At 38.9% G+C, this 21,510-nt stretch carries 18 protein-coding genes; 9 read left to right on the forward strand and 9 right to left on the reverse strand.

The annotated features are described in order from the left end of the window. The first annotated feature begins 197 nt into the window (after positions 1 to 197). Entirely contained in the window at positions 198 to 2,108 is a 1,911-nt protein-coding gene (locus B9T36_RS05870; RefSeq protein ID WP_086208586.1) for a sigma 54-interacting transcriptional regulator, read from the forward strand. A gap of 49 nt (positions 2,109 to 2,157) precedes the next feature. Here the strand turns inward: B9T36_RS05870 and B9T36_RS05875 are convergent, their stop codons facing one another. Continuing rightward, positions 2,158 to 2,577: a winged helix-turn-helix transcriptional regulator gene (locus tag B9T36_RS05875; RefSeq protein ID WP_086208587.1), complete on the reverse strand. Its 420-nt coding sequence runs from the start codon at positions 2,575 to 2,577 to the stop codon at positions 2,158 to 2,160. 112 nt (positions 2,578 to 2,689) lie between these two features. Here B9T36_RS05875 and namA point away from each other — a divergent pair, with 112 nt between their 5' ends. The 3 genes from namA to chrA all read left to right on the forward strand — a co-directional run bounded on the left by namA (position 2,690) and on the right by chrA (position 6,695). Further along, the gene (namA, locus tag B9T36_RS05880) at positions 2,690 to 3,766 is read left to right on the forward strand and encodes an NADPH dehydrogenase NamA (protein WP_086208588.1); all 1,077 of its coding nucleotides are present in this window, start codon (positions 2,690 to 2,692) and stop codon (positions 3,764 to 3,766) included. Positions 3,767 to 4,419: 653 nt separating this feature from the next. Further along, complete coding sequence (locus tag B9T36_RS05885; protein WP_086208589.1) at positions 4,420 to 5,340, forward strand: chromate resistance protein ChrB domain-containing protein; 921 nt, start codon at positions 4,420 to 4,422, stop codon at positions 5,338 to 5,340. A 2-nt stretch (positions 5,341 to 5,342) separates the two neighbouring features. Beyond that, positions 5,343 to 6,695 (forward strand): chromate efflux transporter, encoded by a 1,353-nt coding sequence (chrA, locus tag B9T36_RS05890; protein WP_086208590.1) that lies wholly within the window; start codon positions 5,343 to 5,345, stop codon positions 6,693 to 6,695. A gap of 754 nt (positions 6,696 to 7,449) precedes the next feature. On the opposite strand, the gene B9T36_RS05895 is transcribed toward chrA, so the two are convergent. The 4 genes from B9T36_RS05895 to arsC all read right to left on the reverse strand — a co-directional run bounded on the left by B9T36_RS05895 (position 7,450) and on the right by arsC (position 10,687). Next, positions 7,450 to 8,247, reverse strand: coding sequence for an undecaprenyl-diphosphate phosphatase (locus tag B9T36_RS05895; RefSeq protein ID WP_086208591.1), 798 nt, complete (start codon positions 8,245 to 8,247; stop codon positions 7,450 to 7,452). Positions 8,248 to 8,736: 489 nt separating this feature from the next. Beyond that, the gene (gene arsB / locus B9T36_RS05900) at positions 8,737 to 9,786 is read right to left on the reverse strand and encodes an ACR3 family arsenite efflux transporter (RefSeq protein WP_086208592.1); all 1,050 of its coding nucleotides are present in this window, start codon (positions 9,784 to 9,786) and stop codon (positions 8,737 to 8,739) included. A gap of 111 nt (positions 9,787 to 9,897) precedes the next feature. Further along, complete coding sequence (locus B9T36_RS05905; RefSeq protein WP_086208593.1) at positions 9,898 to 10,218, reverse strand: metalloregulator ArsR/SmtB family transcription factor; 321 nt, start codon at positions 10,216 to 10,218, stop codon at positions 9,898 to 9,900. Positions 10,219 to 10,252: 34 nt separating this feature from the next. Next, a complete protein-coding gene (arsC, locus tag B9T36_RS05910) occupies positions 10,253 to 10,687 on the reverse strand; it encodes an arsenate reductase (glutaredoxin) (protein ID WP_086208594.1) in 435 nt (144 codons plus the stop codon). Positions 10,688 to 10,857: 170 nt separating this feature from the next. Between arsC and B9T36_RS19365 the strand changes: the two genes are divergently transcribed. Then, the gene (locus tag B9T36_RS19365; RefSeq protein WP_110974979.1) at positions 10,858 to 10,935 is read left to right on the forward strand and encodes an LPXTG cell wall anchor domain-containing protein; all 78 of its coding nucleotides are present in this window, start codon (positions 10,858 to 10,860) and stop codon (positions 10,933 to 10,935) included. A gap of 121 nt (positions 10,936 to 11,056) precedes the next feature. Here the strand turns inward: B9T36_RS19365 and B9T36_RS05915 are convergent, their stop codons facing one another. Both B9T36_RS05915 and B9T36_RS05920 read right to left on the reverse strand, forming a co-directional pair. After that, complete coding sequence (locus tag B9T36_RS05915; protein WP_086208595.1) at positions 11,057 to 12,781, reverse strand: GMC oxidoreductase; 1,725 nt, start codon at positions 12,779 to 12,781, stop codon at positions 11,057 to 11,059. A 111-nt stretch (positions 12,782 to 12,892) separates the two neighbouring features. After that, the gene (locus B9T36_RS05920; RefSeq protein ID WP_086208596.1) at positions 12,893 to 14,338 is read right to left on the reverse strand and encodes a coniferyl aldehyde dehydrogenase; all 1,446 of its coding nucleotides are present in this window, start codon (positions 14,336 to 14,338) and stop codon (positions 12,893 to 12,895) included. 151 nt (positions 14,339 to 14,489) lie between these two features. Between B9T36_RS05920 and B9T36_RS05925 the strand changes: the two genes are divergently transcribed. After that, the gene (locus B9T36_RS05925; RefSeq protein ID WP_086208597.1) at positions 14,490 to 15,509 is read left to right on the forward strand and encodes an AraC family transcriptional regulator; all 1,020 of its coding nucleotides are present in this window, start codon (positions 14,490 to 14,492) and stop codon (positions 15,507 to 15,509) included. Positions 15,510 to 15,577: 68 nt separating this feature from the next. On the opposite strand, the gene B9T36_RS05930 is transcribed toward B9T36_RS05925, so the two are convergent. Beyond that, positions 15,578 to 16,387, reverse strand: coding sequence for a transporter (locus B9T36_RS05930; protein ID WP_228146971.1), 810 nt, complete (start codon positions 16,385 to 16,387; stop codon positions 15,578 to 15,580). 698 nt (positions 16,388 to 17,085) lie between these two features. On the opposite strand from B9T36_RS05930, the gene B9T36_RS05935 reads away from it, so the two are divergent. Together B9T36_RS05935 and B9T36_RS05940 are read left to right on the forward strand one after the other, a co-directional pair. Then, a complete protein-coding gene (locus B9T36_RS05935; protein ID WP_086208599.1) occupies positions 17,086 to 18,309 on the forward strand; it encodes an OmpP1/FadL family transporter in 1,224 nt (407 codons plus the stop codon). 333 nt (positions 18,310 to 18,642) lie between these two features. Further along, positions 18,643 to 19,803 (forward strand): OmpP1/FadL family transporter, encoded by a 1,161-nt coding sequence (locus tag B9T36_RS05940; RefSeq protein WP_086208600.1) that lies wholly within the window; start codon positions 18,643 to 18,645, stop codon positions 19,801 to 19,803. A gap of 75 nt (positions 19,804 to 19,878) precedes the next feature. Here B9T36_RS05940 and thrH read toward each other — a convergent pair whose 3' ends face one another. Further along, positions 19,879 to 20,496, reverse strand: a complete 618-nt coding sequence (gene thrH, locus B9T36_RS05945) for a bifunctional phosphoserine phosphatase/homoserine phosphotransferase ThrH (RefSeq protein ID WP_058869095.1) — start codon at positions 20,494 to 20,496, stop codon at positions 19,879 to 19,881. 201 nt (positions 20,497 to 20,697) lie between these two features. Between thrH and B9T36_RS05950 the strand changes: the two genes are divergently transcribed. Continuing rightward, positions 20,698 to 21,432 carry a phosphoadenylyl-sulfate reductase gene (locus B9T36_RS05950; RefSeq protein ID WP_086208601.1) on the forward strand — a complete coding sequence of 245 codons (735 nt, stop codon included), beginning with the start codon at positions 20,698 to 20,700 and terminating at the stop codon, positions 21,430 to 21,432. Positions 21,433 to 21,510: the final 78 nt, after the last annotated feature.

Consider the following 21,510-nt stretch of genomic DNA (forward strand, 5'->3'; position numbering starts at 1 on the left):
ACTGTTTTGGTCTATCCATGTTATTGCGAGAGCCATGCCAACATGATTAAAATGCAGTTTTTAAATTATTATGTTATTGAAAAATATATTTTTATTATTTATTTAAGGGCACTTTATAAAAATAAGAATGTGTTGAATAACTACGGTTTTTCGTAGTATTATGGAATTTCATAGTCAAGATTACGATTTTTCATATCATGAATAATATCGACTTTATTTCTGATTGGGCGTCTTCTGAAGATTCGATTCGTCCGCTTGCTTTTGAGCATACATCTCAAGCATTAATCGTGATCGACCCACATCAAAATCGCTTTATTGATCTGAATATTAGCGCATCTCAATTATTACGCTATGAACGACATGAATTGATTGCGAAAACAGTTACTTCTGTTTTTGGACACATCAATCAATTGCCACATCTCATGGCATTTACAGATGAAGCGCTCAGTAAGGGTTATGCTTGGAACAATGAGCTATATGCTTTTGATAAAGAACATGAAAAAATACAACTCGATGTCACCGCCATTCGTCTGCCTTATAAAAATAAAAGCCTACTCATTTGGTCATTGGTCGATGTCAAAGATCTAGAATTACGCCAATTGAACAAAAATGCAGACAAGGTCATTCGTGCAGGGCTAAAAGAATGGCAAGCCTTACAAGAGCTGTTTATTGACTCAGATACAGGCAAACATTTATTACTCAGTTCCGTGGGTGATGGTATTTACAGTATTAACAAGCAAGGACTATGTACCTTTATTAATCCTGTTGGTGCAAAAATGCTTGGCTTACAACCCGAAGATGTTCTTGGTAAAAATATTCATAAAGTTCATCATCATACCCATGAAAATGGAACACACTACCCTGTTGAAGATTGTCCAATTTATGCTGCGGTGCATGATGGTATTGTTCATGAAGGCATTCAAGAGGTTTTCTGGCGACGTGATGGTAGCTATTTTCCAGTCGAATTTACCAGTACACCGATTATCCGTGACAGTGAAATCATTGGTGCTGTGGTGGTTTTCCGAGATATTAGCGATCGTTTAAATACTGAAAAACAGCTCACCCATGCGCTAGAGGAGTTACAAGATTTAAAAAGCCGCCTAGAACAACAAAATGAATATCTACAAGAAGAAATTTTACAAGAAAATCAATATCATGAAATTGTAGGCAATAGCCCTGCTATTCTACAAATTATTGAAAAAATAAAAGTGGTTGCACCCACTGATGCCAATGTCATGATCTACGGAGAATCAGGAACAGGGAAAGAACTCATTGCACGCGCTATCCATCAGTCCAGCCACCGTAAACAGCACCCACTCATTCGTGTGAACTGTGCGGCGATCCCTTCTGAATTATTTGAAAGTGAATTTTTCGGACATGTAAAAGGGGCTTTTACAGGCGCAGTTCGTGATCGGGCTGGACGCTTTGAACTCGCCGATCAAGGGACTTTATTTTTAGATGAGATTGGTGAAATCCCACTTGAATTACAAAGCAAATTGCTCCGAGTCTTGCAGGAAGGGACTTTTGAAAGAATTGGCGAAGAGAAAACACGGCACGTTGATGTCAGAATTATTGCCGCCACCAATCGAAAATTAAAAGAAGAAGTGAAGCTTAAAAACTTCCGTGAAGACTTATATTTCCGTCTGAATGTATTCCCAATTCATTCTCCTGCATTACGCGAACGTAAACAGGACATTCCTTTACTGGTCTCGCACTTTACCAAATTGATCAGTGAAAATCGTAAAGTGCCTTATTTAGCTTTTTCACAAAAGCATATCCTCGAACTGCAACGCTATGACTGGCCCGGTAATATTCGTGAATTACAGAATGTATTGGAACGTGCATTAATCACTGCCAAACACGGGGCTGTTTCTTTCCAATATTTGCTTGAACAAGAATCCTCGCAGACCATACAGCACAATCAAGCCGTAGCAATCGAGCAAGTCCTGACAATACAACAGCTTAAACAGTTAGAAATGACAAACCTCCAACTGGCAATCAAACAATGTGAAGGTAAAATTTTTGGTGATGAGGGCGCAGCTAAACAGTTAGGCATTAATCCAACGACACTGATTTCAAAATTAAAAAAGCTAGGGATTGAGTATTGAGCCAGTACGGCTCAAATATGCTTGTTCAAACCATCATCAAAGCTTGTGTTTACTCATCCAATCCATCCAAAATTTCAGTTTTGGCAAACATCTCTTTTAGCGCATCCAAATCTTCATCAATCGCTGTTTTCATCCCTCGCCTTTCTAGCCATTTCCTGCCCCAAAGACTCAGTTCCATAATTAAATGCTGTAATTCCTTCCCTTCATCACTTAATGAATATTCAACTTTTGGAGGAACAACAGGATAAACATGGCGGATCACCAGCCCATCTTCTTCAAGTTCACGTAATTGTTTGGTCAGTAAGCGCTGATTAATACTCACTAAATGACGCTGCAACTCGCTAAAGCGTAAAGTTCCATCCTTAAACAGATGAAATAAAATTACGCCCTTCCACTTTCCACCCAAAATATGCAGTGCTGCCTCCATCGAACAGCCTGGAGCAGAATCATAATTACGCAGTTTTTTCATAGCAGTTTACAGTTACCTTTTGGTAAGTATGGGAATTTTTTTAGCGTATAAACACAAAAAAACAGTATGTATCATCGCCTCATCGAAGTAAAACTGATTCTTGGAGAGGACGATGTCCGCACTGTTATTCCAACCGATTACCATCCGAAATACTGAATTTAAAAACCGTCTTGCCATGTCTCCAATGTGTATGCACTCTGCTACAGCTGATGGGCATAGCACTGATTTTCATATCGTGCATTATGGCGCACGTGCTTTAGGTGGCGCGGGGCTCATCATGCTAGAAACTGCTTCTGTACTGCCCAATGGCCCGATCGGTCCTGGCGATTTAGGCATATGGAAGGATAGTCATATTGAAAGCTTGGCTCGAGTGGTCGATGTAATTCACCGCTTTGGTGCTAAAGCAGGTGCTCAACTCGGTCATGCAGGTCGTCAACTAGGGATTGATTTACCCTCAATTGCCCCTTCTGCAATTCCGTTTACTGCTGAATCGCGTGTTCCACATGAGATGAGTATTGAACAAATCAAAGAAGTGGTTGAAGCCTTTCGTTTAGGTGCAGCAAGAGCAAAAAAAGCCGGCTTTGATGTAATTGAAATTCACTGCGCACATGGTTATTTACTCAATGAATTTTTATCACCACTTGCGAATAAACGTACTGATCTTTACGGTGGTAGCCATGAAAACCGCTACCGTATCGTTCGAGAAGTGATTGATGCTGTTCGCAGTGAATGGGATGGTCCATTATTCTTACGAATTTCTTCAACCGATTATGTTGAAGGTGGCAATACACCGCAAGATTTTCTGATCTATGCACAATGGATGAAGGAACAAGATATTGATTTAATTGATTGCTCATCAGGTGGTATTGCGATGGTTCCAGTCAATACTTACCCGAATTATCAAGTGCCTGCGGCTGAATTATTGCGTAAAGAACTTAAGATCATGACCGGTGCGGTAGGTTTAATTGAAACGGGTCGTCAAGCTGAAGAGATTGTACAAAATGGTCGTGCTGATATTGTTCTGGTTGGTCGTGAGATGTTAAAAGACCCGTTCTGGGCACGTACAGCAGCAGACGATCTAAAAACTGCAATTACAGTTCCCTCTCAATATACCCGTTATGGTTCAGCTTGGCAGCGCACAATGCCAAAACCAGAAGTAGTGCCATTAACTGAAACAGTTGAACAATAAATATTGCTAAGATGAAGGGAAAACATTTCCCTTCATTTCCCTATTCACTTGCAGTTTTGCATATTGATAGTAAAAGCTTAGATTAAAAATTTAAAGAATATCAACACAATAAGACAAGTAACACTCAAGTACTTGAAGATATGCTCTTACAGCCTCCTATTCCAATAAAAACATAGTGCTCAATCACGTAGAGAAATCCTATGGCGTATAGCCTTTAAAATTTAGTCTATTAATTTCATCAAAAAAGAAGGTGCTATCTTAGAATAAGATGAAAATTTACTGAACAATAAAATGAACAACTCAAATGTGATCATGCAATTAGCATGAAAAACTTGAATGATAGCTGATCGTTTACATCACCATTTAGGTTTAAACAACCAAATGAAATGAATCAAACCTTGGATTATAAACTGATCGTCTATAAGCATCAAAACTTCATCAGCCATTACGAGCTCTGTGTTGCTATCTCTCATTTACCTGAAATAAATCCCATTTTGTCAGTTAAATTTGAATATGTTAGCTCCACCAGTGGCTTGTAAATATTTGTGCAACAAAACAAGGCTATATTCGTTTTATAGATATTCTTTGCAGAAATTATGATCTAAACAATCAAAAAATATAATATACTCAACAAAATATGTTGAGTATATAACATGAAAATATCCTTACTCATATCCTCACTTCCCACACAGAACACAACCACACGCATGAGAGTATGGCGATCGCTGAAGGCAAGTGGGGCCGCAACCCTTAGAGATGGTGTCTATATCCTCCCTATGACTCATAGCGAAAAATTTGATCCTATCGTTCATGATGTTGTTTCAGAGCAAGGAACGGCCTATGTATTTAACGCTGAATCGGTTGCAAATTTGGATATTGTGACTATTTTCAGTCGAAAAGAAGAATATGATGCTCTTTATAAACAATTAATAGAGTTAAAAGATCGCTTAACTCAAGATGAAAAGAAAGAGTTACTCAAGCAAGTTCGTAAACTCAGAAAAGGGATCAATGCACTTGTAGATATTGACTATTATCCAGATGAGACTCAAGCACAGGTCCTCAATGAACTTTCATTATTGGAACTCGCAATTGCACGTCTAGGTGAAGTCAATGAACCCAAAGCAAGACAAGCCTACATTCAAGTCTTAAACAAAGCGAACTATCAGAATCAATGTTGGGCAACCCGACAAAGACCTTGGATTGATCGCTTAGCTTCTGCATGGCTAATTAAGACTTTTATTGACGCCACACCTACATTTATTTGGTTAGAGCATCCAACTGACTGCCCAGAACACGCATTAGGATTCGATTTTGATGGCGCAAGATTCAGCCACATCAATCACTGGGTCACCTTTGAAGTGCTTTTACATAGTTTTAATTTAGAAACACCAGCACTCCAAAAAATTGCTGAAATTGTGCATTACCTTGATGTGGGTGGGATTGAACCGCCTGAAGCAATAGGGATTGAAAAAGTCATGCAAGGTCTTCGAAGCCAAATAAACAATGATGACCAACTATTTGAATTATCTAATCATATATTTGATGGCTTATACGCCAACCTATCCAGAGAATAATCATGCAACACGAACAGATTCCCTCCCCAGAAACAGACATCCAAACTGTTTCATTTTGGCAAGCCTTTCTGTTTTGGCTTAAATTGGGGTTTATTAGTTTTGGGGGACCCGCAGGTCAAATCGCGGTCATGCACCAAGAACTGGTTGAACAAAAGCGTTGGATTTCAGAGAAGCGATTTTTGCATGCACTTAACTATTGTATGCTCTTACCAGGCCCTGAAGCACAACAATTAGCAACTTATATCGGTTGGTTAATGCATAGAACCGTCGGTGGTTTAGTTGCTGGGATTCTTTTTGTACTACCATCGCTATTTATTTTAATCGGTCTTTCATGGGTTTATGTAAAATTTGGTGATGTACCCATTATTGCTGGCCTCTTTTACGGCATTAAACCTGCTGTGGTTGCTATTGTTTTTCATGCGACGCATCGAATCGGCAGCCGATCACTTAAAAATAAATTCTTATGGCTGATTGCAGCTCTTTCATTTATTGCTATATTTTTCTTCAACTTACCCTTTCCTTTAATTGTGCTCTCTGCCGCAATCATTGGTTATCTAACCAGTAAAAAATATCCAAACCTATTTTCTAGTGGAAACGCACACCAGCAGAGTAAAAAAGATTATGGTCGTGCTTTAATTGATGATGATACTCCTACACCTGAACATGCAATCTTTAGCTGGAAACGTTTGGGCAGTATTCTGCTCATTGGTGGTCTACTGTGGTTTATTCCAATCCTGAGCCTAAGCTTGACGCTGGGATGGGATCATACTTACACCCAAATGGCTTGGTTCTTCACTAAAGCAGCCCTGCTCACCTTTGGTGGTGCCTATGCAGTATTGCCTTATGTTTATCAGGGTGCTGTGAGCTATTACAGCTGGTTAAGTCCGACTCAAATGATAGATGGTTTGGCACTAGGTGAAAGTACGCCAGGTCCTTTAATTATGGTTGTTGCATTTGTTGGCTTTTTGGGAGCATTTAACCAAGCACTCTTAGGCTCAGATCATCTATTCTTAGCAGGAGCTATTGGAGCAACGCTTGTCACTTGGTTTACTTTCCTTTTTTCTTTTATTTTTATCTTGGCTGGGGCACCGATTATCGAATCAACACATAATGAGCTTAAATTTACAGCCCCGTTAACTGCAATTACAGCAGCTGTGGTTGGTGTGATTCTAAACCTTGCCCTATTTTTTTCTTATCATGTACTTTGGCCAACAGGATTTAACGGCTCTTTTGATGTTGTTGCTGCACTAATTGCATTTGCAGCCCTGATTGGACTGTTCTATTTTGAGCTTAAAGTCATGTATGTCCTAGCAGCTTCAGCGTTAATTGGCTTGCTTTGCTTTACATTTCTTTAATGCATTTAGACTGAATAAATGTGATCTTTTGTGGGATTCAATGCAATCAATCCCACAAAACTTTTTATACCCTCATCACTGCTACGGATATACAGCAACTTCATTTTAGTAGCTCTCTTTCTCGTCCTTAGTTTTTCAGCACGCTTCCAAGATAATAAAGCTCATCTCCATGTCTGCTCATAACTCAGTCATGATTTGTTTTATAGAACCATTTTTCCCATTGCTGAATTAGCCTTACGCATGGCGGAAACTCCTTTTCAATAAGGACAATTTCTTCCTTGGTAAACTTCGTCCCAAGCATGATTTCCTCCCAGTTAAGCAAACCCGGTATTCAACTTCGAACTTGAACTAAAGCTATTTGAACAATATCGCACTAGTTAGTGCTTTCTAAACAAAGCCTGGCCCTCAAACGTTAAAACCCTATTATTTTTTATTCTCTTTCTTCACAGTAACCAACATTCTTAATAACACATCATCTCTCCCCCGATTGGGCTTTGGAACAGTGAGGCACATAGCTCAAAAGTAAAGAAGATTAATATGAGAATTCTTAACTGATCAATATTGCCCTATTTACTAAGTTTTTCACTGTAGCTCAATCAAAGAATTGTTTTTATAAATTCGTGTTAAAACTCACAAAACTCATTTTAGAAACACGACATCATGATTTTCAAAAATAATATTGAGTAAAAAAATTATCTCACTCTAATAAGAAAAGCAGCGAAATCGCTGCTTTTCTTTTAGGTATTTCTATGTTCTACAAAACAATTAAAATAATAATACCCAGTATGATCCTATACCAAGCAAAGACTCTCAAGGTATGTTTTTCAACAAACCGCACCAGTGCTTTGACAACAAATAATGCTGAAATAAACGCAGCAATAAAGCCCAACACAATACTGACCATGTTATCTTGAGTCAGCACATCTGCGTTACGGACTAAGTCAAATGTCGCAGCACCGAGCATCGTAGGCATCGCCAAAAAGAACGAAAACTCTGTCGCTGCTTTTCTGGAGAGCCCAGCAAACATACCACCGACAATGGTGGCACCAGAACGCGATGTACCTGGAATCATGGCAACGCATTGTGCACAACCCACCAGCAGTGCCTGCTTAAAAGTAATCTTTGTGGCTTCTGTAGTTTTATGCTCAAATTGCTTTGATTCAACCCAAAAAATAATCAAGCCCCCAATAATCAAAGCAACAGCTACCACCATCGGGCTAAATAAAACCTGCTTAATAAAATCAACAGCAAACACACCAATAATGACTGCAGGGAAGAAAGCGATCATGACACTTGTTGCAAAGTGACGCGCTTCTCGATCACCACTAAAGAAGCCTTTTAATAAATCTAAAATTTTCTTGCGGTATAACCAACATACCGCAAGAATAGCCCCCAATTGAATTACGACTTCAAAAACTCGACCATCATCGGAATGGAAGTTAATGATATGCCCAAATAAAATCAAATGCCCTGTACTTGAAATAGGCAGGAACTCAGTCAGTCCCTCAATGAAGCCCAAGAAGAGCGCTTTTAAAAATTCAATGTTTTCCATGCTTTAACCAAATTAAAAATATTGTATTCATCATGCTTAATTGAATAGCCAAATAGGAAAAATCTACATTTCTTATTTAAAACATCAACCCATCAAGTCTAGTTCACCAGCATAAATAGCGACTATTTTAAAGTCGTAAATATTAATACAATCTTAAAAGTTTTAGATAGTGCGTTTGTTTATTTTAAAAGACTATTTTTTCTTCATTGTCCATGCGATAAAAAACACCAAAAAACTCTAATAAGTCAAACATATAAAAAGCGCCTTGCACTCTTTTATATGTTTGCTTAAACACGCCCTGTATTTCATCTATTCTGTATTTTTACGATTCTATATAAATAGCTTTCAACATCCGTACGAAAGTATTTCAACTAATGAATGCAACCATGTCATGTTGTCAGTCAACACTACAAAAGAGGCCGTAAAGATCTAAACCACAGATTTACCCTCAATGAGGCTTATATACAACCTGTTTGGGTCTTAGAAGAGTCAATCCATGACACCGTTTGAAAATACTTTTTGTCTTAACCGCAACGAAACACTAACCAAAGCAATTAAAACAGGAACTTCAACCAAGGGGCCGATCACCGTAGTAAAAGCAACAGGCGATGCTAAACCGAAAGTGGCTATTGCAACAGCCAAAGCCAATTCAAAGTTATTACCAGCAGCAGTGAACGAGATAGCTGTAGTTTTCGGATAATCATTCCCCATCCATTTGCTCATAAAGAAGCTGATAAAAAACATCACAACAAAATAAATCGTCAAGGGAATAGCAATACGTAAAACATCCATCGGTAAGCTCACCACATCATGCCCTTTGAGGCTAAACATGGCTACAATCGTGAACAAGAGAGCCAGTAAACTTAAAGGACTAATTTTCGGTAAAAAAGTAGTTTGATACCACAACAAGCCTCTAGCTTTCACTAAAACCAAGCGCGTAATAAACCCGAGGAAGAATGGAATCCCCAAATACACCAGTACGGCATGGGTAATAGTCCAAAAATCAACATGAATCACCTGTCCCGCAATGCCGAAATAAGGCGGTAAAAAACTCAGGAATAACCATGCGTAGGTACTAAAAAACAAAATTTGGAAAATACTGTTAAATGCAACCAAAGCGGCTACGTACTGATTATCTCCACAGGCCAAACCATTCCAAACCAAGACCATCGCAATACAACGAGCTAAACCAATCAAGATTAAACCTGTCATATATTCTGGATAGCTATGCAAAAAAAGAATAGCCAAAGCAAACATCAACACGGGAGCAATAATCCAGTTTTGAACCAACGATAGTATCAGTGTTTTCTTGTCTTTGAAGACGTCAGGGAGTGCTGCATAATCCACTTTTGCAAGCGGTGGATACATCATCAAAATCAATCCCATCGCAATAGGAATATTGACTGAATCTACACGCATATTATCCAACGCTATAGAGGCTTGCGGGAAAAAAACACTTATAGCAATTCCCAACCCCATAGCGACAAAAATCCACAACGTCAAATTACGATCTATAAAAGACAACTTTTGCTGAACCATAATGTTCTCATTCAATCTCTGAATTTGTTGGATAAGCGCAATGGATTTTGTATCAGATACATGCGCTATATCTCTTAACAATCAAACATCTAAACGATGCTTCACCTATATTTACTCACAGCAACTCTGTGTAGCTCGTTCTTGTATGACTACAAACTGACTCGTTGGATGTGTAATCAAAATATTGAGAACCTCCTGACACCACATGGGTAATTGTGGATGGATACTGTAGTACACCCACTGACCTTGACGTCGATCTTGCAATAGCCCTGAAGAACGTAATAAAGCTAAATGTCGAGAAATTTTAGGCTGGCTAAGCTGTAATTTTTCAGTCAGGTCACAAACACATAACTCTTTATTCTTCGCGACTAAAGCCACAATATTAGAACGTGTTTCATCGGATAAGCATTTGAAAAAACTAACTTGATCCATTTTCATTTCTCTTTGATATATCCAAAATAAATTTCTAGTTCACACGTTGCCCATCTTGATCAATCACTTGCTCGCCATCCTCTTTGCTAAACGCACCCTTTTGTGGCAGGGGCAGAATTTCTAAAACCACTTCTGACGGACGACTTAATCGGGTGCCTAATTCTGTCACCACAAAAGGACGATTAATTAAAATCGGATACTGAAGCATAAAATCTAACAATTGTTCCTCAGTCCAATCTTCACGCTCTAAGCTCAACTCACGATAAGGTTCAACATTCTGACGAATGGCTTCTCTAAGCTCTAAACCTGCATCTGATATGAGCTGAATGAGTTCTAGTTTCGATGGAGGTGTCAGCAAATATTCAATGATTTCAGGTTCAATTTGTGCATTACGAATGAGCGCTAATGTATTACGCGATGTCCCGCAGTCGGGGTTGTGATAAATCTTAACTTTTGATGTATTCGTCATGCCAACAAACTCTGCCTATCTTTTCAGCACAGTCATATACGTATATTCGTATATATGCAATTCCATATATAAAATATCTAACTGAATCTAGAAATAAAACCATGCAAGTTGAATCATTTTTCAAGGTCCGTGTTAAAATAAGATTAAACCCAATTGTGTGAGGTCAAGCCATGGAAACCTTCATGATTCTGTTGATCTTAATGATTATTTTGATTTTACTGGTTATATTTTATAAAAAGAAAAAATGAGCCATGTTATTGGGATGCTCTAGTCTCAGTTGCACAATGAATCAACTTATCCAGTGTCTGTAAGAGAGCAAGCGCTCTCTTATTCAAAGTTCAGACTAAATCACGTTACACCCACTAGTTATCAGTTATAGATAGGGCTTAATGCACTGGCTAAATCCCCTGTGCCTGTCAATGCAGATACTTGTCCATCCAAAGGCTGACTGAACTCGATACGCTGAATACAGGCTGCACGCTCAGCGGAGAATACAGGGATTTGACTCATGGCAAACTCAGACAATGCGGTAATGGTCAGAGAGGGATTCACACCTAAGTTGCCAGGTACGATTGAACCATCTATCACCCTTAAGTTTTGATAACCAAATACTTGACCTGTAAAGTCCACCACACCATTGTTACGATCATTCCCCATCGCCACACCACTCATAATATGTGCTGTCATCGGTGTCCCTAATAAAATTTCGGTCAATGCTGAACCTGGTTCACCGCCTAGCTTCTCAGAAAATAGCTTCGTAGCTTTTTCAGCCGCAGGAAAAGATACGGTGAGTGGCGTATCGTTTGGCTTTTGTACCGCACTAATGCCATTTCTAAACAAGCGATACCACTTTCTACGCCATTCTAGGTGAATAAAGGCTTCAGACTTCTGCATTACCAAGAGTAAAACTGAACTTCGGGCTTTCCCTTTTGGACGCAAAACTTTATAAGTTTTCAATGGATGCAACAGCGTATTGAGTAAAAATTTCACAATACGCATAAAGCCTTGTCCTGTAACCATCGGAACATAAGGCACATAAATCCAGGAGCCATCTGAACCTTCTGGAAAACGGGTCACTTCAATATTGGTATCTGCATCTACTGAAATGAACGAGCTGATCGCGACACCATCATCCAATTTTTCACGAGTATTGTTTGCTGTGGTCAGCGTTTCTGAATTGGTGCGAATTTCCTGCCCCAATAACGGTGAAATGTTTGGTAGTGTTTTATACTGATCACGCATTTTTAATAAGAGCGGTACAGTCCCCATGACTCCCGCAGACAGCACCACACCTCGACTGCGTAAGCTATATTGACGAACTTGTTTTCCTAAGGTTTCTTTGACGATGATTTCATAACCTGCACGACCATCTTCACTTAAAGGAATGATCTTTAGAACTTCTGAACTAGGCCGGATTTCAACCCCATTACGCTCCGCAAAATACAGGTAATTTTTCATAAGCGTATTTTTCGCATTATTGCGACAGCCCAACATACAACTACCGCAGTAGTTACAAGTTTGGCGATCAGGTCCTGCACCATTGAAATAAGGGTCTTTGACCAGTTTTTGCTTTTTTCCGTCAGATTGTGGGAAGAACACCCCTGTATTTACTGTTTTAAATGAACGTGCATAACCCATTTCAGTAGCAACTTGCTTTAAAGTCTCATCAGCCACGTTGGTATAAGTATTATTGGCTGTACCTAACATGCGCTGTGCCAATCCATAAAAAGGCATTAGCGTTTCCTTCCAATCAGCACGAATCTTGGTCCATGCTACAGACTCAAATACTTCATCTGATGGAATTAAATGCACATTGGCATAAATTTGTGACCCTCCCCCAACACCAACGCCATGAATAATTGTGGTTTTATTGGTAAAAGTGAATTGTAATGTGCCTTTAAACCCCAACTCAGGTACCCACAGATAATTTTTAGTATCTAAGTTCGTTTCAGGAAAATCTTGATCGCCTCGTCTCAAGCCCTTTTCTAAAATCAGAACCGTATTGCCTTTTTCACTCAAGCGTAATGCACTGACTGATCCACCGAAGCCCGAACCAATCACAATTTGGTCATAGTCAAAATCCTGATCATTCATCCTATTAACTCCTTTAATAGTTTTATTCTTCTGTTTTTAAATACAACGATCTCTTCGCTTCAAACTGTTCAGATTGAAGCGAATATGTGTATAAGTTTTAAACTGACTCGCTTATGACTTAATACGAATCAAAAGGTTCAATAACCAATTGGCAAATTTTCCATAAGGAGGAGCTAAAAACTTCAAACTCGAAAAACCCGCCTGATAAAACACAGGGCGCATTTTTGAAAAAGTCAAAAAGCCTTCATAACCGTGATAATGTCCCATCCCGCTGGCACCAACGCCACCAAACGGCAAGTCATGTTGTCCAACATGAAATAATGCATCATTGACCGAAACCCCGCCCGACATAACTCGGCTAATATAAAACTCAACTAATTTTTTATTATGACTAAATGGATAAAATGCCAATGGTCGATCACGCTGAATAATATAGTCCACCACCTCTTCAGGCTTTTGATAGGTTTTCACCATCAAGATTGGACCAAAAGTTTCACGGGTATCAATTTCCATCCCATCATTACTGTTCAAGACCAAAGTCAGTGGAAACTTTCGCGTCGTAGCATCCGGTTCTTGTTGGTTCAAATTAATCAGACTTGCGCCCTTAGCTTCGGCATCTGCAAGTGTATGCACTAAGCGTTGGTAAGCACGCTCATCAATAACAGACGTATAGTCGTGACTATGAATATCTGGGACATGCGCTTTTACCCATGCCGTTGCCGTATGGATGAATGCTTGCAACTTCGTCTCATGTACAAAAACATAATCCACATTGGTACAGATTTGCCCCGCATTAAACTGTTTGACAAACAGAATCCGTTCGACCGCTTTTTCCATAGGGTACTCAGGATCAATCACCGCAGGGGATTTCCCCCCCAATTCCAAAGTCACAGGCGTCAAATTTTGTGCTGCCGCAGCCATGACTTTACGCCCGGTTGCACCAGAACCTGTAAAGATCAAATGATCGAACGGAAGCTTTGAAAAAGCGATTCCCACCTCTCCGGTTTCATCGAAAATTTGCAATTTCTCAGCTTTAAAATATTTAGGGCTGAGCTCAATCAGTAGTTGGGCCAAATGCCTTGAATTTTCAGACATTTTGACCATAGCTGTATTACCTGCTGCAAATACCGCAGAGAGTTGAGAAAACATCAAATTAATCGGAAAATTCCACGGCACGATCACGCCAATCACACCCAATGGTTGTGGAATTACACGGTTCTTTGCACCAAAGTACAGGCTATGATCGACATGACGGCTTTGTACTTTGGTCCACTGTTTTAAGTGTTTGATACTCCCATTAATGTCATCAGTAACAGTAATAATTTCAGCCAATAACGTTTCATGACGTGAACGGTTACCATAATCCTGATTTAAAGCATCAATAATCGCTTCACGATGATTATTAATCAGCGCTTTTAAATTCAATAAGTGCTGTTTTCTTTGTGCAAGGGTTTCAATGCCTTGCTCAAGAAAGTGACTGCGCTGTAATTTGAAAGCATTGTGTAGTGTCTGTTCCATCACTGTTTGCTCGATATGAGACTGAGCCGTAAGTTGCATAAGCGTTCCTTATTAACAGCTAAAAAGTGGTGATTTACTGGTCGTCGATTAGGTTAAGCTGAACTCTCATCCTACTTTATCAAATTACTTGAAATTGGCTTGACTTTTTAGGACACTTATTTGATCTTTCAGGACAATATGGAACATTGTTATGGCCAGCTATATTCGTGCAGCCAGCCTTGGTGGATTTGAAGAACTCGTCCGAAGCTATAATGTAAATCCTATTGAAATTTTAAAAGACATTGGGATTTTACCTTCTTTACTTCGAGATCCCGATGCGTTTATTCATTATGATCATTATTTAAGTTTATTAGAAAAAGCCGCTTGCGTGTGCCAAGAAGAGTGCTTTGGCCTAAAACTCGGCGCGCTGCAAAATATTAGTACTATTGGCTTAATTGGTGTGTACATGTCACGACAGCTAAGCATTTTGGAGGCGCTAAAAGTTGCCCAAAAATATGTTTACCTACATGCTGAAGGAGTTGTATTTCAAGTAACCCGCTATAATGCGCAGACATGTAGACTCAACTTTGTCCGTCTAAATGACTACAACATCGACATGCCACAAAAGTCACAACTCGCAATTTGTCTAGTCAGCAATATTCTCAAGGATTTAATCGGGCCACCTTGGTATGCAGAAAAAATCTGCCTAAAACAAAGAGCACCTCAACACAGCGCGCATATTTTTAAAGAACATTTTCCCTGTGAAGTTGAGTTTGAAAAAGATGAAGATGCCCTGTACTTCCCAGCAGCATTTTTAACGCTTAAACCCTATAATTTCAATGAAGATTTAGTCGATCAACTGATTCTACAGCGCCTTGAGATGCAAAGCAGTACCAAGGCAGATGATCAACCCCTTCTCATTGAAAGCTCCATTCGTATGTTAATGGCAACTGGTGATTGTAGTATTGAAAATATCGCATTGTGTCTGGGGATACATCCCAAAAAACTACAACGCACCTTAAAGCAACAAGGGACCAGCTATCGCGATTTGCTCGAAAATGTTCGTAAAAAAGAAGCTCTGCGCATGATTGACGCAGGTAATATTAGCTTAACAGACATAGCCTTACAGTTAGGCTATGCCGAGCTGTCAATTTTTAGTCGGAACTTTAAAAACTGGTTTGGCTATCCAGCAAATGAATGGAAAAATAAAGTGAGAAGTCATCTAGAATAACTTCTCACTTTCATTGGAATTCAAAATGAGTATGTGACAGGTTAACCCTACACATTAAAGTCCATTTTTTATTTTTTAGGGAAAACAAAAGAAGCAATCAATCGTGCTCCCCAACCTTTAGGGCTAGCATCATGATCATCCGCCCAATATCTCGCACCCGCACCAACACTGATCAACTGCCCATTTAGATTAATAACTTTTGTAACAGTAAGATTTACTGGCATTGTGGCCTCTTCAGAATTCCAATCATAGGTTGTTTCTGTATTTAGACCCACGGTCGTACTGTTCGGGTAGGTATAACTTACAAAAGGTTGCACAAAAGTACTACTGATGGCATCCACGTCATCATCATGTTCTACTCCCCAAATATGGTTTGCCAAAGCACCCACTGTCCAACCATGTGTTTGTTTCAAAATAACAAAAGTCGGTCCAAGTCCATATTGATCTGCACCCAAAGTTTTTTCTGAGGCTGTCGGAAGTAATATCGCTGGACCAACTCCCCAGGTAATTCCACTCTCAGAAGTTTTCGAAGGAGAGAAAAATAGACTTTGTACAATATCACCTACCCCCCAATCATCCTCAAGGTTTGATTCGTTATAGACTTGATAAGTCACAGGTAAAACTGTACGTGAAATCAAATTCCAATTTTCATTTAACTCAATCGGTATTACAGGCTGAATATTCAGTTGATAACGTTCAATATTCTCAGCTGCACCAATATTCTCATCGTAATTAAACTGAAAAGGTACGCTCACCAGATTTGCAACAGGATTTGACAATTGCTTTGCTAAATCTGCATCATCGGCAAAAGCTTGAGAGTTACAAAAGACACTGCATACCATTAAGGAAAGTAATATTTCTAGCTTTCTGTTTCTCATAGAAAAATGATTCATATACCGAATGCCCCTTTATAATTTATGGATATTATTGAGTTATAACAAATACTTGCTCTTTTTCTACTAACTACACTGACTCAACCAGCACATACGGCTCTTTGAATGAATATCAAAGCTTCCGTATCCCACTGATTAAATATGCCTAAATTTTTAATATTATAAATTTTGAATCTTATTACTTTGCTTATTGGATTAAAGCTTAGTTTTTTATAGCACAATTCATAATAGCTGCAACAGTTTTTAACCTTGGTTTCATTATAGTAAATTGATTGCAGAAATAAGTGCTTAGTCCGTGTTTATATAAAAAGGCTTGAATCATAAATAATTTTTAGGTGAAACACATAAACATCAAATAAAAATCTGTATTTGGCGCCACGAAGCTTATTTATTTCTTATTTTTATGCTTATTTTTTAACCAAAAGAAAATTTTATATTTCAAATTATATACTTATATTTTTCAAAGATTTAATGCTTAAAAAGGCTTTTTTTTAGTATAAAAACTCTATTTAGACTATTTTTTGAACTGCTGAGTTAGTCCTAGAGCATTTACTCTTATTTTAATTGTGCTATTTTTGTGACATGGAGTAACAAATGATTTCGGTAAAACGATTTCTCCAAAAGCCAAAAAGCATAAACACAAAATGAGCAACAAACATTTGCACCTCAAGGAAAGACGTAGAATGAAATTAAAGACATTAACGACAGCAATGATTTTAGCAACTGTACCAATGACGGGGGCATTTGCCGCTGCACTCGATCGTTCAGGTCAGTCTATCTCAGCATTCTTACAACCAGGCAACTACTTTGAAGCAGGTATTTCAGTATTAGATCCAGATGTATCTGGTAAAACAATTACAGCCCTAGGCGGACAAGAAACAGGTGACATGGCTGGGGATTACTATTTCCCAAGTGCAGCACTCAAACTACAATTAACAGATCATTTTTCTTTTGGTTTGCTATATGACCAACCTTTTGGTGCTGATGCTGAGTTTACATCTTCTTCAGCATTCACAAGTTCATTAGGAAATACTGAAGTTGAAGTTGATACTCAAAGTTTATCAATGATTTTCGGTTATCAACCTACTGAAAACTGGAATATCTATGGTGGTGGTGTATACCAAACGATTAAAGGTGATGTAAAACTCCGTGGAACAGCTTATGGTGGCGCTGCAGCTTTTGGTGGCTATAATGCTGAAATTGGTGAGGATAGTGCAGTAGGTTGGTTAGCTGGTCTTGCATACCAAATCCCTGAGATTGCATTAAAAGCATCGGTTACTTATCGTTCTGAGATTGAACATACGGTAGCTGTAGACGAATCTTCAGTCGGCTCAGGTATGCTGACAGCAATTATGAACAATCCAGCTTTAGCAGGTGTAAGTGCTACTGGTAATACTGACATTACTACACCTCAATCTGTTAACCTTGATTTCCAAACAGGTATCATGGCGAACACAGTAGCATTTGCAAATGTACGTTGGGTAAATTGGAAAGACTTTTCAATTCGTCCTTATGCATTCGGTGTAGCATCTAAACTAGCAGGTCCTTCAGTTGGAAAACCTGATGGTTTTGATCTTGTAGCATATACAGATGATCAATGGTCTGCAAACCTAGGTGTAGGTCGCAAATTAAATGATCAATGGGCAGGTAATATCTCTGTAGGTTGGGACTCTGGTGCAGGTAACCCTGTGACAACGCTTGGTCCAACAGAAGGTTATTGGAATGTCGGTTTAGGCGTTCAATATAGCCCTACACCAGCTACATTTATTGCAGGCGGTGTGAAATACTTCTGGCTAGGCGATGCGAAAGCACAATCTGGTTCTCAATTTGATACCGATTCTTATGTTGCAGAATTCGAAGACAATACTGCTCTAGCGTATGGCTTGAAAATCGGTTATCGCTTCTAATCCCTAATCGTGAAAAAACCATCTATAAAGATGGTTTTTTCTTTTTTTGAAATAAAAGCCTTTCTTACTTTTTATACACTTGTCACTCATTTGAACAACAAATCAACACTTAAACTTTTTTGATAACAATAAATGCCTCACACCCCAGTCTAAAAATAAGTTTATAAAAATCATAAAATTAATTAGTATTTTTAGTGTTTTTACTCTAAGCAAGTACATTTTTTAACTTCGCCAGTTCATTTCATAACCTGATCTGAGCATTTACTCTTTTTTTATTTATGTTACTTTTCGTGCCAATCATTTACATAAAGCTACAACAAGGAATGTCTCCCCATGAAGCTTAAGGCACTTCGCTCAGCTATTTTACTTAGCTTAATTCCAACAACTTCAGTATTTGCAGCAGGTCTTGACCGCTCTGGTCAGTCTATTCTGCCATTTCTACAATCTGGAAATTATGCAGAAGCATCTTTCAGTGTACTTGATCCAAATGTAAGTGGCGAAAGTAATAATGGTACATCTGTTTCAGATATGGCTGATGACTACTATTTCCCTTCTGCAGCCCTTAAAATTCAAGCGACTGAACACTTTTCTTTTGGTTTACTTTATGACCAACCTTACGGCGCTGACTCTCAATACTCATCTGCAGCAGGTGCATTTGGTAATGGGAAAGAAGGCACAAGTGTAAAAGTGCGTACCAATAATCTTTCACTGATTTTTGGTTATCAACCTACTGAAAACTGGAATTTATACGCTGGTCCTGTTTATCAAACAGTTAAGGGCAATGTTTCTTTACGTGGCAGTGCTTATTCATTGCTTTCTGGTTATGACATTAACCTCGAAGAAGACGATGCTTTTGGTTGGTTAGCTGGTGCAGCTTACCAAATCCCCGAAATTGCTTTAAAAGCTGCCGTTACTTACCGTTCTGAAATTAAACACGAATTAGATACAACGGAAACTTCGAATATCTACATTCCTTCATACGGTATTGACCTACGTTCTGTTACAAGCCAAACAGAAGTTGTCACGCCACAATCTGTGAATCTTGATTTCCAAACAGGTATTGCGAAGGATACTTTGGCATTTGCGAACATCCGTTGGGTACATTGGGACCAATTTGCAGTAAGTCCAACAGCTTTAGCAACAGCAAGTAAACTTGCTAAAGGGAAAGCGCAAAACCTCATTGATTATTCAGATGACCAAATTTCTGCAACTGTTGGTGTCGGTCATAAATTTACCAGCAAATGGTCTGGTTCTGCATCTGTAGGTTGGGACTCTGGTGCAGGTAATCCTGTAACAACTTTGGGTCCAGTAGAAGGTTTCTGGAGCGTAGGTTTAGGTGGTCAATATAGCCCAGCAGAAAACTATTTCGTACAAGCAGGTGTTAAATACTTCTGGTTAGGTGATGCTAAAGCTCAAACTGGTGGTAATGTTGTTGGTGATTTTAGTAATAACGATGCAATCGCTTACGGTTTAAAATTTGGTTATAAATTCTAAATCCTAAAAGTTGTATCCAATAAAAAAGGCGTATCTATTTAGATGCGCCTTTTTTGCTTTCGTAGATATTGCTTTTTATGCAGGAATATCGCGAACTGAAGCATTACGAATCGCTTCTTTTAAAGCATCATAACCATGAATTGGTGGAAACTGAGGGAACTCTTTGATTACATTTTCTGGCGCATCAAATAAAAATCCTTTGTCCGCTTCACCGAGCATAGTAGTGTCATTATAAGAATCACCTGCGGCAATCACACGGAAATTCAAACCATGTAACGCCTTGACTGCCTCACGTTTTTGGTCAGGTTGACGTAACTTATACGCTGTAATCATTCCCTTTTCGTCAGTTTCTAACTTATGACAAAAAATGGTCGGCCAACCTAATTGCTTCATTAAAGGATGTGCAAACTCATAGAAAGTGTCTGATAAAATAATCAACTGAAAGTGTGTGCGTAACCATTCAACAAATTCTTTCGCACCTGGAAATGGCCCCATTTCGGCAATCACTTCTTGAATATCATTGAGGCCTAAACCATGTTCTTTTAATATATTTAAGCGCTGGGTCATGAGCACATCATAATCAGGAATATCACGCGTGGTTGCTTCAAGCGCCTTAATGCCTGTTTTTTTAGCAAAGTTAATCCAAATCTCTGGAACCAATACCCCTTCTAGATCAAGACAAACAACTTCCATGAAGACTCCCTTTTATTTACGTGGAAAAATTTGCCCTATCATAGCTTAATATTTGTCTAATGCATTGTTGTTTTTTAAATCTATTTTTTTCATAAGCATTGATTTTTTAGTGATAAGTAGCCTAATTCAACTCTATTAAAATACTTAGCAAATAACGTAATATAGGTCTTGTTAGATTCCAAGCCTATTGCCAGGATACTCATGACAACCATTCCAACCATTGACCTTGTCGATGCTCTTGCTGCTGAATATGCAGACAAATCGCCAAGTGAAATTTTAGCACTCGCACTGAATCAAAACGGTGAAATCGCCATTTCATTTTCTGGTGCAGAAGATGTCGTACTGATTGATATGGCGGCCAACTTAGGTAAACCTTTCCGTGTCTTTAGTTTAGATACAGGACGTTTACACGCAGAAACCTATCAGTTTATTGAAACTGTGCGCAAACATTACAACATCAATATCGAAATTTGTTTCCCAGAAGCCAATGCAGTTCAACAACTGGTCAATGAAAAAGGGTTATTCAGCTTTTACCAAGATGACCATAAAGAATGTTGCGGTATTCGAAAAGTTCAGCCATTACGTAAAAAATTAGCCACTTTAGATGGCTGGATTACGGGGCAACGTAAGGATCAAAGTCCAGGTACACGAACTGAAATCCCTGTCGTACAGGCCGATATTGGTTTCTCAGGTGAAGGCAAGCAACTGATTAAATATAATCCTCTTGCCAACTGGAGTAGTGCTGAAGTCTGGAGCTATATCCGCATGATGGAAGTCCCCTATAACCCTTTACATGAACGCGGCTTTATTTCTATCGGTTGTGAGCCTTGTACACGACCAGTGCTACCAAACCAGCATGAGCGTGAAGGTCGCTGGTGGTGGGAAGAAGCTACGCACAAAGAATGTGGCTTGCATGCAGGTAATTTGAAAAAGTAAAGACTAAAACCACTGCTCAGCAGTGGTTTTTCGCAACTAATAGATACACACAAAGCGCTCCCATTCTTATAAAAAGTC

The sequence above is a fragment of the Acinetobacter sp. ANC 4204 genome, assembly GCF_002135205.1.
Lineage (GTDB): Bacteria > Pseudomonadota > Gammaproteobacteria > Pseudomonadales > Moraxellaceae > Acinetobacter.

Bases quoted from the DNA above. Each gene is read 5' to 3' on its own strand.
- B9T36_RS05870 (WP_086208586.1), top strand. From the start codon at position 198: ATGAATAATATCGACTTTATTTCTGATTGGGCGTCTTCTGAAGATTCG.
- B9T36_RS05875 (WP_086208587.1), bottom strand. From the start codon at position 2,577: ATGAAAAAACTGCGTAATTATGATTCTGCTCCAGGCTGTTCGATGGAG.
- namA (WP_086208588.1), top strand. From the start codon at position 2,690: ATGTCCGCACTGTTATTCCAACCGATTACCATCCGAAATACTGAATTT.
- B9T36_RS05885 (WP_086208589.1), top strand. From the start codon at position 4,420: ATGAAAATATCCTTACTCATATCCTCACTTCCCACACAGAACACAACC.
- chrA (WP_086208590.1), top strand. From the start codon at position 5,343: ATGCAACACGAACAGATTCCCTCCCCAGAAACAGACATCCAAACTGTT.
- B9T36_RS05895 (WP_086208591.1), bottom strand. From the start codon at position 8,247: ATGGAAAACATTGAATTTTTAAAAGCGCTCTTCTTGGGCTTCATTGAG.
- arsB (WP_086208592.1), bottom strand. From the start codon at position 9,786: ATGGTTCAGCAAAAGTTGTCTTTTATAGATCGTAATTTGACGTTGTGG.
- B9T36_RS05905 (WP_086208593.1), bottom strand. From the start codon at position 10,218: ATGGATCAAGTTAGTTTTTTCAAATGCTTATCCGATGAAACACGTTCT.
- arsC (WP_086208594.1), bottom strand. From the start codon at position 10,687: ATGACGAATACATCAAAAGTTAAGATTTATCACAACCCCGACTGCGGG.
- B9T36_RS19365 (WP_110974979.1), top strand. From the start codon at position 10,858: ATGGAAACCTTCATGATTCTGTTGATCTTAATGATTATTTTGATTTTA.
- B9T36_RS05915 (WP_086208595.1), bottom strand. From the start codon at position 12,781: ATGAATGATCAGGATTTTGACTATGACCAAATTGTGATTGGTTCGGGC.
- B9T36_RS05920 (WP_086208596.1), bottom strand. From the start codon at position 14,338: ATGCAACTTACGGCTCAGTCTCATATCGAGCAAACAGTGATGGAACAG.
- B9T36_RS05925 (WP_086208597.1), top strand. From the start codon at position 14,490: ATGGCCAGCTATATTCGTGCAGCCAGCCTTGGTGGATTTGAAGAACTC.
- B9T36_RS05930 (WP_228146971.1), bottom strand. From the start codon at position 16,387: ATGAGAAACAGAAAGCTAGAAATATTACTTTCCTTAATGGTATGCAGT.
- B9T36_RS05935 (WP_086208599.1), top strand. From the start codon at position 17,086: ATGAAATTAAAGACATTAACGACAGCAATGATTTTAGCAACTGTACCA.
- B9T36_RS05940 (WP_086208600.1), top strand. From the start codon at position 18,643: ATGAAGCTTAAGGCACTTCGCTCAGCTATTTTACTTAGCTTAATTCCA.
- thrH (WP_058869095.1), bottom strand. From the start codon at position 20,496: ATGGAAGTTGTTTGTCTTGATCTAGAAGGGGTATTGGTTCCAGAGATT.
- B9T36_RS05950 (WP_086208601.1), top strand. From the start codon at position 20,698: ATGACAACCATTCCAACCATTGACCTTGTCGATGCTCTTGCTGCTGAA.